Source organism: Paenibacillus sp. strain BS8-2, assembly GCF_054483835.1.
In genome coordinates this window covers 1645609-1662453 of record NZ_CM137010.1, presented here as the reverse complement: position 1 = coordinate 1662453, position 16845 = coordinate 1645609, and the positions used below count along the sequence as shown (strand labels likewise).

The window sequence follows — 16845 nt, the reverse complement described above, 5'->3', positions numbered from 1 at the left end:
GGCGTTCGCTTTAATCTGGGGCGTGATGGTAGCGATCAGTCGCGTTCTGCTCGGCGCACACTTCTTTACAGATGTTATTGTCGGCGGCTACATCAGCATTGCTGTGTTTTATCTGCTCACCGAATGGATGTATAAGAAGCCTCAAGCCGGACAACCACTCCCTGCTCAAAGGATGAGCGGTGCGTCTAATCATCCCTTTAATTAACTCGGAATTGAAAATTGGATGAAAAAAGACAGTATCCACACCCACATCGGATACTGTCTTTTGTGTACATCCTCGATACGAAAAGAATACCAGTGAACAATTAAGGATGGGTGCGATCGATTAAACCAGCCTTGTCCAGCATCCTTTGTATAATGACTACTGTTTCTGCCCTTGTAATGTCGTCCTCCAGCATCAGCTTCGAATGAGTGCCCTGGATGAGCTGATTCGTCACAGTCGCAACGACTGCCTCTTCGGCCCATGAATGGATGGCTGAGCCATCTACAAATTGGGCTAAAGTCGCTTCTACTTCCTTACTGCTGAATTCCGTAGCCAATCCAACGAGTTTCATCGCCCTATAGATCATAACAATCGCTTCTTCACGTGTGATGGTGGCGGCTGGGTGGAATGTTCCATCCGCGTACCCTCCGACAATTCCATACTTCTGAGCTGCTGTTACCGCTCCGTTGTACCACGCACCGGATTTCACATCAGCGAATGCGTTAGATTCCGCCGTGTCAGCCAAACCTAAGGCGCGTACAAGAATGGAGGCGAATTCCGCGCGGGTAATAGACGCATCTGGATTAAAATGATTTTCATCTGCACCACGCGCTACCATTCTTGACCCCATGTTGTTCACGGCATCCTTTGCCCAATGAGACTCAACATCCTCAAAGCGGATCGTGTTCCCTATCAGTACATAGGTGCTGTTGGTCAAACTACTTACAACGGCAATAACCTTCCCTTCGCGAGTAATAAATCGTGTAGGCATGTGGCGGATCGTCCCGTCTTCTTCCACGATTACAGCCGTCGTGTAGCTGCTTGAATGGGCGCCATCCGGAAGAACAATCTCCCTTTCTACATATGAGTTAAACTCGCTTAATTCGATTGATTTGCCGTTATATGAAATCGTGACTATAAAGTCTACAGGTGATCCAATAACGGTAAACCCTTCTTCATTTGCCGTACGATTGAGAAGCGCAATCTGTGCGGCACTGCCTTTGGCAAGGGTAATGTGCAAGGTGGTATCAGCGATCGGTACCTGATCCCCTAATCGTTTTGACCATGAATCAAACTCGATCTCCTCCATTGGCAGCTTGTAGTTACCGTTCAATGTTTGGATAATGAGAACGCCCTGCTTGCCTTCCAACCCTTGTACGGCATCTCCCGTCCATACAACAGACACTTCATCTACAGTTTCAGTGATCGAAATAATGATTTCCGGCTGTTTGCCTACCTGCTCAAGCTGCGCCTGCCATTTATTCGAGTCCATATGGACCGTCATGACAACTTGCCCATTTTCCTTCGTAATCGTAACATCATCAACCAGATCCTGCTTTACTCCACTCACAGTAACACGTAACCCTTTGAGCTCATCGGGCACATTCTCCGTGTTTGAATTGCTTTCAGGAGTGCCCCCTGATGTACCACCGTTGGTATCAAGCGTCCACTGCGCAAATAGCTCAACATTCGCAGCTCCCATAGTGAACTCTGCTCCTGCCGCATATGCTGTTCCATTTCCATCCGGTTGCGTATTCCATCCCACGAAGGTGTGACCGAATTTCGTCATGCCTTCTGTATTGCCAAGGACAGTTACCGTTGTCCCTTGCTCATATGCATTGCCGTCCATCGGAACATCCCCTATTCCGCTGTTGGCATTGTACGTCACCGTATACGTCGGGTTCAGTGTCCACTGCGCAAATAGTTCAACATTCGCAGCTCCCATAATTAATTCGGCACCAGCCGAGAACGCCGTTCCATTTCCATCCTCCTGAGTATTCCATCCCACGAAGCTATGACCGGACTTCGTCAGGCCTTCTGTATTGCCAAGGACAGTTACCGTTGTCCCTTGCTCATATGCATTGCCGTCCGTCGGAACATCACCTGCTCCGCTGTTGGCATTGTACGTCACCGTATAAGTCGGGTTCAGCGTCCACTGCGCAAATAGCTCAACATTCGCAGCTCCCATAGTGAACTCTGCTCCTGCCGCATATGCTGTTCCATTTCCATCCGCTTGCGTATTCCATCCCACAAATGCGTGACCGGATTTCGTCATGCCTTCTGTATTGCCAAGAACAGTAACTGCAACTCCTTGCTCATAAACGTTACTATCCGTCGGAACATCACCTGCTCCGCTGTTGGCATTGTACGTCACCGTATAAGTCTGGTTCAGCGTCCACTGCGCAAACAATTCAACATTCGCAGCTCCCATGGTGAACTCGGCTCCTGCCACATAAGCCGTTCCGTTTCCATCCGCCCCCGTATTCCATCCCGCAAAGGTATAGCCTGGTCTCGTTAAGCCTCCACTTCCCAATACGCTAACGGACTCGTCCGGATAGTACACATAGTTATCTATCGGCGCGCTGCCTATACCGCCATTTGCATAATAGTTCACAGAGTAAGTTGGAATTTCTACTGTCCTTATGGTCACTTTATTGTACACACGTTTACTGCCATCTGTATCCTTCACGATGACGATAAAATGATAGGTTTGACCATCATACAAACCTGTTACTTGCTTGGTATCCGTATCCAACTCATAATCTCCGATTCGGACACCAGCGGCCTCAATGGCACTAACGGTTAACGCAGTTTTGCTGCCAATTTGATAGACTTGATAGGCCAGCTCAGCCTGCTGTCTCATATTATCCGTTGCCTTCTCCCAAGACAGTGTAACACCTGTTTCCGTAATGTCAGTTGGTGTGATGACCGGATTCGCAATGGTAGGTGGAGTTACATCCAATACGGCAGCATTGCGAACAGGAACAAGCTTCGTTTCATTTGATCTATCCCCTAATTCCCCATATTCGTTGTAGCCCCAGCCCCAGGTTTCCCCTCCGGATTGCATCGCAGTGCCGTTATAACCGCCTGCACCAATGGAGACCACATCCGTTAAGCCGCTAACTTGAACGGGACTTAGCCTAGTCTGCGTGGTCCCATCTCCCAATTGTCCATAATTGTTTATGCCCCAACTCCATACCGTCCCGTCTTCCTTTAGCGCATAACTAAAATGAGTGCCCCCTACGACACTTTTTACATGATCGATTCCAACCACTTGAACAGGCACTACACGGTTTGTGGTGGTTCCATCACCTAGCGTGCCAAATGTATTTCTCCCCCAGGTCCATACCGTCCCGTCTTCCTTTACCGCTACACTATGATGATCTCCCGCGGCAATCGCCTTTACATCGCTAATACTTACTTGAAAGGGAGTTGTACGATAGGCGGTCACCCCTCCTCCGGATTCGCCATACGTATTTCTCCCCCATGCCCAGACTGTCCCGTCCGACTTCAGAGCCAAGCTGTGATAGCCTGCATTTACAAGAGATACTACATCCGTAAGGCCAGTCACTTCTACGGGCAATTGCCTTTGCGTCTTCGTCCCGTCGCCTAACTCCCCGTTGTCATTCCTTCCCCAAGCCCATACCGTCCCATCGTTTTTTAAGGCGAGAACGTGATAACCGAGACCCGTAGATACAGCGGTTACCCCTTCAATGCCTCTTACCTGTACCGGAGCCGTTCGATTCTCCAACGTACCATCGCCTAACTGACCGTTTTCATTTAATCCCCAAGCCCACAGCGTGCCATCTTCCTTAATTGCATAGTTGCTCATAATGCTGGTTGCAATTAGCTTGACGCGATCCAGGTTTTTTACGCGGATAGGCCACATGGCATATATGTTCATTTGATCATGTGACAGCTGTCCCTTCGTATTTCGCCCCCACGACCATACCGTCCCGTCACTAATAAGAACCGAACTATGGTAATAACCTGTCGCAAGCTGCGGTGCAACAACATATTCGGCGGCATGCACAGATTTTATTGCAATTGACGGCATGATCCCCAAAAAGACAACAATGGCTACGATTACTTTCAAAATACGATTTAACATATATACCTCCGTTACTTTAGCACTTTCTACAATTACCTCCAATTTTACAAATTCAATTTGTACATTACGATTGACGAATGTTAACTTCAAACCGATTTTTTCGTATAATAAAGCTACAAATGATCGATTCTTGCGAGAACGTGTCGCAATTTGCGAGGTACCCATGATCCAACAATCGCCCCCTATCTTCTTACATGCCAAAACAACCGTTCCCGTTCTCAAAAAATCCCACGTGACACGTGACAGGTTAATGGATGCCCTTACAGCCGGATTGAAGGGACGGATTACACTTGTGTGCGCCCCTGCCGGCTTTGGCAAGACGACACTCGTCACACAGTGGGCGCATAACCAGAAGCACGCTCCTGCTTGGCTCTCTCTGGATGAGCGGGATAACGATATCATCCGATTCTGGCGATACGTGACCCATGCGCTTACGGCCATCGTTCCCGAACCGGTCATCCAGCGGATTATACCGCTTATTCAGACTTTGCCGGCTATATCGATTAGCACCTTTCTGGATGCCTTATTAAACGAACTGTACGTCATGGAAAACGCAGTTGTACTGATCCTAGATGATTATCAACTTATACAGAATGAACAAATTCATAGCAGCCTTTCCTATTTCATTGACTATTTGCCCCAAACCGTACATGTGTTGATTGCCAGCCGAACCGAGCTGCCTTTCTCTGCAGTCAAATGGTTGGCCAACGAAGAGTACCACCATATCGATACTTTGCAGCTTCAATTTACAACCCTTGAAACAGCATTGTTTTTCCGTGAGTCGTCAGGTGGTTTGGGGCTGTCCACGGCAGAGATCGAACAAGTAACCCTTCAGACAGAAGGCTGGATAACCGCTTTGAAGCTGTTATCGTTGGCCTTGCGCACCGGAACCCATGATTCACAATTTATTCGGGATTTCAAGGGAAATCAGCGCGATGTCGCCGATTACTTATTCCATGAGGTCGTGTCCAAGCTGCCCGCCGACATCTATCGATTCCTGCTTCAGACCTCGATTCTAGGTCGAATGGATAGTATGTTATGCAATGCCGTCACGCAAGAAAAGAATAGTGTTCAACTCCTTGAACGTCTAAAAAACCTGAATTTGTTCTTGGTTCCGCTCGACGATCAAAACAGCTGGTTCCGATACCATCATCTATTCGCCCAATACCTGCAGGAACTGGTGAAAAAGAACCACCCTGAGCTTTGGAAGCCATCCAATCGTCTGGCTAGCGAGTGTTTTGCTGCGCGCGGTTTTATGGAAGAAGCCATTCAACACGCCATCCAGGCTGAGGACTACGTTCTCATGCAGACGTATTTGGAACAGCATCTGCCTACAGTGCTCAATACAGGGGAGCTTGCCACTCTCCTATACTGGTTTACCTGTATTCCCGAAGAGGTCGAGCGCTCTCCTGAGCTATCCCTTCTCTATTCCTTCGTTCTGGTTCTAACTGGACAATTGGGCCCAGCCAATTATGAGTTGGAGCGTATTGAGCTTCTGTGCAAAGCCATGGAGCCTAACGCACGCTCCAGGCAATTGCAGCATAGCATTCTTTTTGTGAGGTCGAACCTTGTTTTTGCCAACGGAGATTTCGGCAGATGGTTCGCTTTTGCCGAGGAGCTGCTGGATCAGATCGTCCCATCCGACCCGACCTACTACAATTTCAATTACAATACCACCGAACCGCTTGTAAGACGGACGACTCTTGGACTCAAGGGCATGCTGTCAAGTGATACCGAAACGATCGGCAACATGTTCACAGGCGTACTCGAATCCCATGGATGGCAGGAGTCTCTCATCAATTTGTATGTCAAACAGTCGCTATGCGAGGGCTATTACGAATGGAACAGAATGGATCAATGTCGGGAGCTCCTCCTTGTTCTTCAGAGAACAGACGCATCCAAGCGCTATCCCGGTTTATTTATCCCCATCTGCATCACGCAAGCCCGCATTTATATGCAGGAAGGTCGAGTTCAACTCGCTTATAATGTGGTTGATGAGGCATTACTCGCAGCCAACCAGCTCAATGAAGCGCTCTGGATTGATGCGCTGCGCGCGTTTAAAATCCGGATTTACTTACAAGAGGGACAGGTTCCACAGGCCAAGAAAGAGATGGCTCAGATCGGGCTGACCGTTAAGGATAAACCTACTTTCAACAAAGAATATCAATTTGTTACGTTATGTCGTCTGCTGGGCAAACAACAGAAGGAAGTCGAAGCTCTCCGCCTGCTAGAGCAGCTATGGCTGCAATCCGAGAGAGAGCAGCTCTACTCTAGCTTAGTGGAAATCTCGACTCTTCAAGCCTTGTTGGAGGTTCAACGCGGACAGCGCAGCGCTGCACTGCAATATGTTCATAAAGCGCTGACGATAGGCGAGAAGTTTGGTTATGTTCGAAGTTTCCTTGACGAGGGGACGGCTATGGCCGAATTGTTGGATATGTATCTCACCCACATGAGCAGCGAAACAAACGCAAGTTCATTGGCAGGTGTTACAGAGGAATATGTCCGCATGCTGCTTCAGCTGTTCCCGCAGGTGCCCAAGCCGTATACTCCGCCTGCCGCCCCTCTAGCCGAGCTGCTGACTAGAAGGGAATGTGGTCTCTTACGCCTTGTTCAACAAGGTGCGTCAAATAAGCAAATAGCTGCAGCACTATCCTTATCCGAGGGTACCGTGAGGATCTATCTCTCTCGTCTGTATGAGAAGCTCGGCGTCTCCTCCCGAACTCAAGCCTTGATCGCCACACAGGACATGCAGCTGTATTGCTAGTTTTCTTAATGATTTCTAAATGCAGTCTAAATGAGCTTGCAAAAAGAGGCGCATACCTCCCAGTTACAGGAGAATATGCGCCTCTTCTCTTTAATGATTTGAATCATGCTCGTACCCGTTGCAGCAATCGTTTCTTTCGCAGATCTTGGCGTCCATCTTATCTTAGAGAGGCATACTTGCTTGATTTCATAAACTCGCGATGCGCTTCCTGAATCGAGTTCACACGCATCAGTTGCTCCTCAGAACCGCCTTGCTTGAGTTGCCCTGCAATTTGCGCCAGCTTGAACATGTTGTAATGGTTCGCATCCGCCTTGCTGCGGCTATGCTGCAATCTATCGGCATACGCCTGACGCTCAAGCGAGATGCTCTTGGCTCGATCATACAGACTGGGATCATGATGTTGTAAGTAGTCCATCTCGTCGGTACGCAGCTTCTTACCAAGCATAAGTATATTTCGGATAGATTCCAATTGCGACTGGACTTTCGTCGCGCCCGCGTCCTTGAATTGCTGCATCGCTTTGAAATAACTATTAAACGGCTGCATGGATTTTACATTCACGCCGTTTCCCCCCTAATTATAATTGTCCACACGATTAAAACGGCTAACGTTAATGGGGGTCCTGAATTTACATGCGAGAAAGTAATTTCAAATTCATTATTTCTATTATAGACAAATATCTCCACTTCGCCATCCTAAATATTTCAGATCGCTCGGATCCATTACCATATTTTCGTTTATAAAATTATCTGCCGATGATAAAAGGCTCTTCGCAAGTATACATCCCATGGAAAAAACCCTTATACGGGATATCGTCCACCAGACATTTGATGAGATACGATAGCTCTTCATCACACAACGGTTCCTCGCCATTGTTCTGCATAACCTCGAAAGCGTCAACGATATTCTCCATAATATTGGCCTGAATAAATAAAGGCAGCTGCTCCAACATCGAATCTTCGAGCGTAGTCTCCGATCTGTATCCCGCGAGCACCGTGTCAAAATAATGGTCCATAAACGTCTTACGTTTATCGGCGTCGCTCTCAAATTGTACCCAGCCCACGCCTTGCAACCAAAGACCTGCCAAGTCGAACATATACCAGCAGTGGCACGAATTATCGAAATCAAATACGGTGATTTGCCCGGTATCCATGTCTATGGCGTAATTGCCATCGTTATAATCAAAATGAACCATACCGAAATTCTCCCGGTTTCTATTCATGCCCTCTAAAGTCTGAATGAGCTGCAATAACTTCTCCTTCAACAGATAGAGAGAATCCGGAATCAATTTACCGATATATTCAGGATTGTATTTGTCAAACAAACTGTACCGTGGACGGACAGGCGTATAGCCTTTCGATATTTGATGCAGCTTCCCTAGAACTTTACCGCAATTATAATAATATTCGGTAATCGGAACGCCTTCACGATAACGATAATGATTGTCTGCAAGCATTGTCCCTTTAGCTTTTTCGAATAGGCAGACAAAAAAGATGTGATCATTGTAGGCGATCTCTTCCACCAGAGCTCCCTTCCAGGAGGCAACTACATCCGAGACACTTCCTCCATGCTCGAATAAATACCGGATATATTCCACTTCTCCTTGAATATCTTCAAAGCTTCTGTCGCATAAGTAAGCGATTCGGAGTATTTTGGCGCTCTCCCCCTCTTTCTCGCAAGAATAAACTACATTCCGACCTCCATCATGTCCCGGCACTAGCTGCAATTCATATCCTTCTAATTCAAACAATTCAGATACTTTTGTGAGCAAATAAGCTTCACCGATTGCAACCACTTCGTTATACGTCATATCTATTTTTTTCGCCCCTTTGAATAACCATATATTAGGTAATGCCATACAAAAAAGAACATACCATGGCAGCGGCATGTTCAATGGACTTTTTTGATCATTTTATGCGTGTTTTATTCGGATGGGCGCGAACCACTCCATTTGGCAGTATTGTCCATCATACGCATCTATGTCGATTTTCTCAAAGTAGAACTCGTGATCCAAGAGCTCATATCTCCCGTTATGCTCCCTGGCAAGCTTACCGATGGCCTTGTACAGCAGCTCTGCACGTAGTTGGCTAATCTCCTCATAATGATGATTGCCAATATAACGAAAACCGACACACATAGAAGCAGGGACGGTGTCACCTGCAAAACCATCAGGGATTTGATTCAGATCCGCTACACGCATCGAAGGAAGGTAATAGGTCCAATTAAAAGATGGGGCAGGTGCCCTTGTAAGACCATAATAGATATTGGGTTCCACCGTATTAGGCACATGATGCCGATTATTATGCCAAAAATCTTTGCCGGCTTCGGGCGCTTTGACCGGTGATTCAGCGATCTCAATTTGATACCTTTGTCCGATGACATGGAAGGACGGAATCATAACCATATTCGGTCCATATACCATATTTCCGCACACATCGTTTTCTGGGAATAGCAATAGAGGTGCGGTTACATAAACATGTTTGCCGGACTCCCTACATTCGCCAGGCGTAATCCCATATTCACGTTTAAACGCACGTATATAAGTTTGCTCATGCTCATAACCACATTCGATGGCAATATCCAGAATGCGCTTGTCGGATTGCATGAGCTGCTCCAAGCTGACGGCCAGCTTTCGAGAGCGGATATAACTTTGCAGCGTCACGCCAAAAGCAAACTTAAAGAGTCGACGCAAATGAACAGTGGAGATCGGGAGCCCATGGAGTAATGCTGTCTCCCTCGTACCTGCAGCACTCTCTTCTATTCGGGCCAGGAGCTCAGAAAAAAGTTTGTACGGTTGTATGGTTGATGCCACTCTCCTGGGTATGTGTCTACTTTTAAAGAATGAAGTAATCATGTCCAAAACTCATTGATTTTCAACTATGGTAATTCGTAATACCAAACAGGCATGCGCCGGTAATAATGAATTATTGGTATAAATTCAACCTCGTGAACGAAATGAATCCTTCTTTTTCACAGAAGATTTAGGTATAAGCGAGTTGATATCAGTCAAATTTATTAATATATTTACTATATGTTTCACTATCATAGTGAGAATATAAAAAACAAAAATCGTAGTTGAACCAAATAATATATAAAATGGTACCATTTCAAATCCATCGAGGCTATACGCCTTAATAAATTCACGAAGAGGCGGGCACGCAGATACAATTGCAATATACATAAGAATGTAATTCAATCTTTTTTGAAAGATAGAATTATTATAATCCCATAGAAATGAATAGTTTGTAACTTCCTGATTAAACTTCTGCTTTAATTCATCTATAAGCTCTCCAATTTCCCAAGCTTTATAATATTTGTTCATAGTATTTATTTCTAATTCATATGTCAAAAAGTATTTCGGTTTTGACAACTTAAACAATTCACTTGAATAATACGATAATAATTTCTGATATTTCCTCCCCAAAGTTCTTCTTTTATTTAAATTATTTAATAAGTTCTGTAGTTGCTTTGATGACTGATAAATAAAGCAGGCGTCTAGCATGGCAAACAATTCATTATCCCCGTCTCGCTTTGTAAAAACTTTCCCATGTTCAACATTAATCTCATTTTCTAAACCCTCATTTATCACCCACAACATCGACCAATCATAATGTTCGATTGTAGCAATATTCCTCCGAAAAAAGGTTACTCCATTCTCGTAGTTTTGATCAAATATATTTTGGCTATTATAATGTTCTAAAGCCATATCGGTACTCGCAAATTCGTCAATAAATTGTATGATTATGTAGCTATTTAGTTCATTATTATAGACACTTATTCCAAATTCATTGTTATTAATTAATGTATATCGCAGTACAGAAGGAACTTCAACGAGATCCTTCCTTTTATGATAATCAATAATATTGTTAATTTTTAAACTTAAGTTGACACCATGAACTAGGTAATATTTTACTCCCATACTGAGAAAAAATCCCCCCATTCTCCGTGCTCTTGTACATATTTCAAGAATTGTGAAGGAGTTTCGTAAATGCCATTGCTAATTTTCATCTCCAGCCAAAGTGAACCCAATACATATGATTCAAAATAGCCCGGGTACTCCAAAAGGTAAATTAATGATTGTATTGCTTGAGCTTCCGAGTTGTTCTCCCTTAGTAGATTGCCTACCATTTCAGCAAGATCTTCTAATTGTAATGTTGGATTACTTGTAAGCCTTAAAATACTGCATGCTCTGTTTTTAAGGTATTTTGTATAATTACTTCGCCGAGTGTTCCATTCACAATAAGTTGCCCATCCCTCAACTAGACACATTGCACCGTGATCAACAAAATTTGGCCTGAACGTTCTCATCGTTTCATAATAATGACCGTGCCCGGGGTACACTTCATGGAAAACAGTTGTTTGAATATCTTCTACATTTAACATTTCCTTATTTCTGTACATAATTAATTTATCATGGTTATCCCCAGTTAACTCCCTTGCCCACCACTCTGCATAACCAGAATGATCTTCAATGATTTCAGTGCTATATTGACTCACCTTGAATTCACCAAATTCGCTAGCTACGCTTTTATCCTCTACAACGTTTTTAACATACCTTTCAATTATCACTTCATACTCTTCAGGATTTATTTTTATATTTTCTTTTCTTTCAACTGGCTTTGCTGAGTGAATAATATCCTTCAATAGCACGTAGTCTGATCCAAACATGCAAGAAAAAAGTTCATTAATATCGACTCTTCGAACAGAATTGATCGAATGCTTTAGTAAATCGTCCAAAACCTGCTTATCCATTGGATCTGAACACACTAAATTCAATCTGTTTTGTACATGAGCGATAAGAGGCTGCGGAACTCCAATAATTTTCAAGTAAACAGATGATTTATTATTATCAATAAATTTAATGCATTCAATAGGATTTGCTTCATAAAAATCTAATATTAAACTGAATGAGAAAAAACTTTCATAAAAATAAATTATTTTCAGATATATTTCTTGTTTTTTTCTATCTAGAACTTGAATTGACTCCATGACCATCTGCTTCATATTCTTATCAAAGCAAATTTTATATCTCCAATCCCATTCATTTATAATCAAGAGCCCAGCTCCTTTACTTCTACTTTTCGCAATTGAATTTTCCAAAATAATCATATCACATGAGAAGAACAGAGCATAACAACAAACATGTGTAGAACGACCAGCATTTGCTCAACTTTAAGGTCCTATCCGTTGTTCCCAAGATGTTAATCGCTTATCCAATATGACGCGTAACTCATTAGGAATCCGCTCGAACTCGACTCCTACGCCCAAGAACAGAAGCCAATCGGCGTAATACGCTAGCTCCTCCCCATCGGCCACATCCAACTGAACATGAAAAACCCCGCTCGATTGAAACATCCCCGTAAAGGCCAAGATAATACCCGGCGGGTGCATGCGCTTAAAGCGCTGAATCCCCATCGTATCAAGCCTTACAACAAGATTGGACTCTCGCGCACCAAGCCGCTTTTTATTTAGAATCTCCTGCTCTGACATTTTCATCTCCTGCTTAGAAATCACGGAATCCCGCAGCATCTCGACTGGCAAATAACGAAACTCATCCATGTCGAAGTCATAAACCTCGACCAGCCATCGCGCGTTGGAGTTAAAAATGTGCAGCAGATAAACGTCCATCAATTGAGGCCAGCCAGGACTCGCCTCGTAGGTGACGCGCAAATGCTTATCCTGCACAGCAAGCGAAATCAGCTGATTCAGTTCCGGAGGCGCCGCGTCGTCGAGCTCCAAGAGATTCGGATTGCCAGGATTCGTATTCTCAAAAAGCAGAATATTATTGAGCTCAATTAACTCGTCTTGCTGGGTTTGCGTTGCGATGCCGATGAGTTTCTCCGTGATGGAGCGTCGATTCTGAAGGTACGGAAGCTGCGAATTCTTAGAGGCAATAAAGCTGATGAACATCGCCTTCAGCTCATCTGGCGTGAAACGTGCGGAGGGTAGATACTGATTCTGCAGGACGTGGTAACCTCCCCCTCGCCCAAGCTCGGTCGTCAGTGGAAAGCCCAGTGCCTGTATCTCGTTAATGTCGCGGATCGCCGTAGCCCGGGAAATCTTGAACTCCCGTTGAATCTCGGCTATCGTAAAATGTGCGCGGTTATTAATGTAGCGCATAATGAGGTTCACTCGCTCTGTTTTCTTCATACATAAAAGGTATCACTTTTTGATACATTCAGCAAATAGAATCAATCTTGTAAGAAGTTAACTCACAAAGGAGCGAATCAAATGTCTAACTACACCATCAAAACCATCCTAGATAACTACAAAATGACGGCTTTCGGCATAACATTTGAAGACTTTAACGACTGGGCGGGCAATGCGGCAAACACGGCAGCCAAAAAAGCCGAAATCACCGAAAACGGCAAGCTTGCCGAACTACTCGCACTCGCTGACGGGCAAGAATATCAAATAAACTACGTCATTGACGGCAAAGCTTGGCGCGGCTTCGGCGTGATGGGAGAGTTCGACGTAGAAGGTGCAGTTGTCCTCGATTTCCTCGCTGGCGACTATATCGTCGTGCCGGGCACAGGCGCTCACAAAGACCGTCTCGCCGACGAAATTACTGGCAAAGTATTCGGCGGGGTGTTGCAAGAAATTACTGACTACAAATACGTTGGACCCGGCAACTCAACATTCGTCAAAGCAACGGATAACGGGGAATGCTACGGTGAAATGTGGCTTCGCGCACAAAAAGTTGAAAGTTAAAACGCCAACCTTTGGAAAGGAGTACCCACATGTCAAATTACACGCTTGAACACAAAAAATCTTTCGTACTAACCGCCTATGGGTTTTCCATTCAATCGAACTTCCAAGACATGCCAGCTATGCAGAAAGAGAAAGAAGCGTTCTGGGGCGGACTCCAAGCTGACGGACGATTTGATAAGCTCAAAAACGCCGCAAAGGACGATCGCGAATGGTCCGTTAACGAGGTTTATCAGGGCAAACCGTGGAATTATTTTGCGGTAGAAGCACGCAAATCAGTCGCTGACGCCACGCGCATTATCGAGTTTCCAGAGAGCGAGTACATCGTGGTCGCAGGAAATGGCGATAAGGAGACTTTGTTTGATCAACTGACCTACCGTGCTTTCGGTGAAGTCTTGTCCCAAATTACGGACTATGCTTACATCGGCGGGCCCAATGCGACTTACCGCCAAGATAACGGCAACGGCACTTTCTACGGTGAATTCTGGGTACCTGTGGTTAAGAAATAAGGGTCTTCCAACTGAAGAAGTCTTAAATATTTTAGAGCCATCCCGCAAAGGATGGCTCTTTCTTCTACGATTACTAATCGATGAGGCAGCTCCAGCTTCCCAACCTCTGTCTTACTCCATAATTTCCCCATATGAAATGCCCCTTTTCAAATGATCTTCTAATCCCGCCTGATGCTCCGGCAAGATACTTTGGTGATTCATTTCGTTTTGCTTACTTTGCGAACGATGGGTAAATGGCCGCTACACCGCCAGCCAGCGCGCTTTGAAGCATGCGACTCGTATCATCGGCTAGAATCTCAACGCTTCCGGATTCGATTCCATCAATTGCGATTTTGGCGATCTCAGCAGGGTTAGACTTGGGAGCATTCACGCCGGTTGTCATATCCGTCTCCATATATCCAACATGCAGACCGGCCACTCGAATATTCCGAGGATGCAGACTAATGCGCAGATCGTTCGTCAGTGCCCATTCTGCCGCCTTCGCAGCCGAATATGCCCCTATGCTTCCCGTGCTAAACCAAGATAAGGCGGAAAGAATATTCAGAATGGACCCTCCCCCGTTATTCGCAAGGATAGGAGCAAAAGAACGGATCATGGATAGCGTGCCAAAGAAGTGCGTATTGAATTCCAAATGGATATGATCGAGATCGCCGTCAAGTAAGGAAGCGCCTGTAGACACGCCTGCATTATTGATCAGAATCGTTACGTCTTTCGCGGTTGCAGCAGCTTCAGCTACTTCTTGCAGGCTGGTGATATCCAATTTGACTGGTATTGCACCAGGAATATCGATGGTCTTCGGATCTCTAGCCGCGGCATACACCTTAGCTCCTCTGGAAAGAAGTTCAAGTACCAGATGACGGCCAAATCCCCGGTTCGCACCGGTGACAAATGCAACTTGTTCAGAAATATTCATTATAATTGGCTCCTTTCACGGTTTATTTCATAGTATTGATTACTTCATTTTTATGATGATTTTCCCTTTAGCCCTGCCCGATTCGGAGTACTCAATCGCTTTTTGGGTGTCTTCAAAAGGATAAACCCGATCAATAACGGGCTTTATTTTATCGGATTCCATCCAATCGGTAAGGAGCGCCAACTGTTTGCCGCTTGGCTTCATAAACAGGAAGCTGTACTTGACCTTGTATTTTTTCTCCAGTTTGGTGAACTTGCGGCTAATCAATCGGAACAGGCTCGTTTTGACGAATCCAGCCTTCTCCTCTTCTCCGAAACGAGCATTAGGCGGTCCAACAAGGGATACAATTTGTCCTTGCGTTTTGACTATTTTAAAGGCTTTCTCTAATGTCTCTCCGCCTTTGGTATCCAAAACGGCATCATAACCTTGTAATAGCTCATCGAAATGTTCTGTTTTGTAATTGATCACTCGATCGGCTCCAAGCGACTCGACCAGTTGGACCCCGGCTTCACTTGTCGTCGTTGCGACATAGAGCCCCATTGCTTTGGCTAATTGGATTGCAAAGGTGCCGACGCCGCCCGATCCGGCTTGAATCAACACCTTCTGTCCAGTCTTTAGTTTCAGCTTCTCGTGCAGCACTTGATAAGAAGTAAGCCCAACCAACGGAATGGACGCCGCTTCCTCAAAGGTAAGGTTGCGAGGCTTGAGCGCGATATCGTCTTCATTCACTGAGATATATTCAGCGAATGCCCCGCCTTTGCTTGGTCGTCCGTATACCTCATCGCCGACCTTGAACGTTCTAACCTTCCGCCCCGCTTGAATGACAACACCCGAGAAATCATACCCTAATACATGCGGCATCTCGTATTTCAGCATGATGCGTAATTTGCCATTCCTCACTAGAAGATCAAGAGGATTAACACTTGCCGCATGAATTTCCACCAATATATCGTGATCGCCTACTGCGGGCATTGGAATCTCAGCTGATCTGAGCGGGTGTTTCCCGTATTTGTCCATTACCATAGCTTTCATTGCATAGCCTCCATGTTTATTAGATTTTTCCTAACGTATCCACATTTCTAGAATGATCGTTCTAAAATAAAGAAAAAAAGAATCCATCACTTTTTCAATACATTTATCGACACCTGGGCGGTTCTGAAAAGTTTCTCTTTGGCAACCGAGGTTCTTGCCATTACCCTTATCCCAACCCATACAATATGCACATATTCCGCCAGTTCCTCGGCATCATAATCAGAGGTGAATTCACCGTCACGTTGTCCCCAGACTATAATTTCTTTGAGCAGCTGCTCTGATGCGACAAACGTTTCTGTCGTCTTTGTATCAACGTCGGTATCGCGAACCGCCAATTCCACAGCCGAATTCACCATTAAGCACCCGGGAGGCGAGTCCTCTTCTCCATTAATAATGGAGTTAAAGATAAACTGAAGAGCTTCCGTTGCTGTCTTGGAGCGTTTAACTCCTGCTGCCAGCGAGACGTTATTTGTATGAACAAAACGATCCAGTGCTTTAAGAAACAGCTGACGTTTATCACCAAAAGTGTCATACAAGCTTCTGCGATGAATGCCCATATGCTCGACCAGATCAGTCATGGATGTCTTCTCATAGCCCTGCTCCCAGAAAAGTCTCATCGCTTTATCTAGCACCACGTTCTCTTCAAACTCTTTGCTTCTTGCCATCTTATCGTCCTCCTGCCATCATGTTAGCATATTGAGAACGATCAGTAAAGAAAGAAAAAATTAGACAGATAAATGAAACACTTTGGCGGCGGCGCGCGTTTCATGTCGAGAAATATAGAGAATGCCATATCAACAACATATACATTCCTATATTTTTTAGAA

At 45.1% G+C, this 16845-nt stretch carries 14 protein-coding genes; 4 read left to right on the top strand and 10 right to left on the bottom strand.

Annotated elements, in window-relative coordinates:
• Positions 1–25: 25 nt before the first annotated feature.
• The gene (locus ACX1C1_RS07355; protein WP_458957617.1) at positions 26–205 is read left to right on the top strand and encodes a phosphatase PAP2 family protein; all 180 of its coding nucleotides are present in this window, start codon (positions 26–28) and stop codon (positions 203–205) included.
• 100 nt (positions 206–305) lie between these two features.
• On the opposite strand, the gene ACX1C1_RS07350 is transcribed toward ACX1C1_RS07355, so the two are convergent.
• Positions 306–4094: an RCC1 domain-containing protein gene (locus ACX1C1_RS07350; protein WP_458956459.1), complete on the bottom strand. Its 3789-nt coding sequence runs from the start codon at positions 4092–4094 to the stop codon at positions 306–308.
• A gap of 163 nt (positions 4095–4257) precedes the next feature.
• Between ACX1C1_RS07350 and ACX1C1_RS07345 the strand changes: the two genes are divergently transcribed.
• Positions 4258–6858, top strand: a complete 2601-nt coding sequence (locus tag ACX1C1_RS07345) for a LuxR C-terminal-related transcriptional regulator (RefSeq protein ID WP_458956458.1) — start codon at positions 4258–4260, stop codon at positions 6856–6858.
• A gap of 157 nt (positions 6859–7015) precedes the next feature.
• On the opposite strand, the gene ACX1C1_RS07340 is transcribed toward ACX1C1_RS07345, so the two are convergent.
• The 6 genes from ACX1C1_RS07340 to ACX1C1_RS07315 all read right to left on the bottom strand — a co-directional run bounded on the left by ACX1C1_RS07340 (position 7016) and on the right by ACX1C1_RS07315 (position 13006).
• On the bottom strand, positions 7016–7417 hold the full coding sequence (locus ACX1C1_RS07340) for a hypothetical protein (protein ID WP_458956457.1): 402 nt from the start codon (positions 7415–7417) through the stop codon (positions 7016–7018).
• A 184-nt stretch (positions 7418–7601) separates the two neighbouring features.
• Positions 7602–8666, bottom strand: coding sequence for a phosphotransferase enzyme family protein (locus tag ACX1C1_RS07335; RefSeq protein WP_458956456.1), 1065 nt, complete (start codon positions 8664–8666; stop codon positions 7602–7604).
• A 102-nt stretch (positions 8667–8768) separates the two neighbouring features.
• Positions 8769–9668, bottom strand: coding sequence for a helix-turn-helix domain-containing protein (locus tag ACX1C1_RS07330; protein WP_458956455.1), 900 nt, complete (start codon positions 9666–9668; stop codon positions 8769–8771).
• Between the two features lie 126 nt (positions 9669–9794).
• Positions 9795–10775, bottom strand: coding sequence for a hypothetical protein (locus tag ACX1C1_RS07325; RefSeq protein WP_458956454.1), 981 nt, complete (start codon positions 10773–10775; stop codon positions 9795–9797).
• On the bottom strand, positions 10766–11911 hold the full coding sequence (locus tag ACX1C1_RS07320; protein WP_458956453.1) for a hypothetical protein: 1146 nt from the start codon (positions 11909–11911) through the stop codon (positions 10766–10768). Before ACX1C1_RS07320 ends, ACX1C1_RS07325 begins: the two co-directional genes overlap by 10 nt.
• A 117-nt stretch (positions 11912–12028) precedes the next feature.
• Positions 12029–13006 (bottom strand): helix-turn-helix transcriptional regulator, encoded by a 978-nt coding sequence (locus ACX1C1_RS07315; RefSeq protein WP_458956452.1) that lies wholly within the window; start codon positions 13004–13006, stop codon positions 12029–12031.
• 81 nt (positions 13007–13087) lie between these two features.
• Here ACX1C1_RS07315 and ACX1C1_RS07310 point away from each other — a divergent pair, with 81 nt between their 5' ends.
• Positions 13088–13567 (top strand): hypothetical protein, encoded by a 480-nt coding sequence (locus ACX1C1_RS07310; RefSeq protein ID WP_458956451.1) that lies wholly within the window; start codon positions 13088–13090, stop codon positions 13565–13567.
• A gap of 29 nt (positions 13568–13596) precedes the next feature.
• On the top strand, positions 13597–14073 hold the full coding sequence (locus ACX1C1_RS07305; RefSeq protein ID WP_458956450.1) for a GyrI-like domain-containing protein: 477 nt from the start codon (positions 13597–13599) through the stop codon (positions 14071–14073).
• 211 nt (positions 14074–14284) lie between these two features.
• Here the strand turns inward: ACX1C1_RS07305 and ACX1C1_RS07300 are convergent, their stop codons facing one another.
• The 3 genes from ACX1C1_RS07300 to ACX1C1_RS07290 all read right to left on the bottom strand — a co-directional run bounded on the left by ACX1C1_RS07300 (position 14285) and on the right by ACX1C1_RS07290 (position 16683).
• Positions 14285–14986 carry an SDR family oxidoreductase gene (locus ACX1C1_RS07300; protein ID WP_458956449.1) on the bottom strand — a complete coding sequence of 234 codons (702 nt, stop codon included), beginning with the start codon at positions 14984–14986 and terminating at the stop codon, positions 14285–14287.
• A gap of 39 nt (positions 14987–15025) precedes the next feature.
• On the bottom strand, positions 15026–16018 hold the full coding sequence (locus tag ACX1C1_RS07295) for an NADP-dependent oxidoreductase (RefSeq protein WP_458956448.1): 993 nt from the start codon (positions 16016–16018) through the stop codon (positions 15026–15028).
• 86 nt (positions 16019–16104) lie between these two features.
• Positions 16105–16683, bottom strand: a complete 579-nt coding sequence (locus ACX1C1_RS07290; protein ID WP_458956447.1) for a TetR/AcrR family transcriptional regulator — start codon at positions 16681–16683, stop codon at positions 16105–16107.
• Positions 16684–16845: the final 162 nt, after the last annotated feature.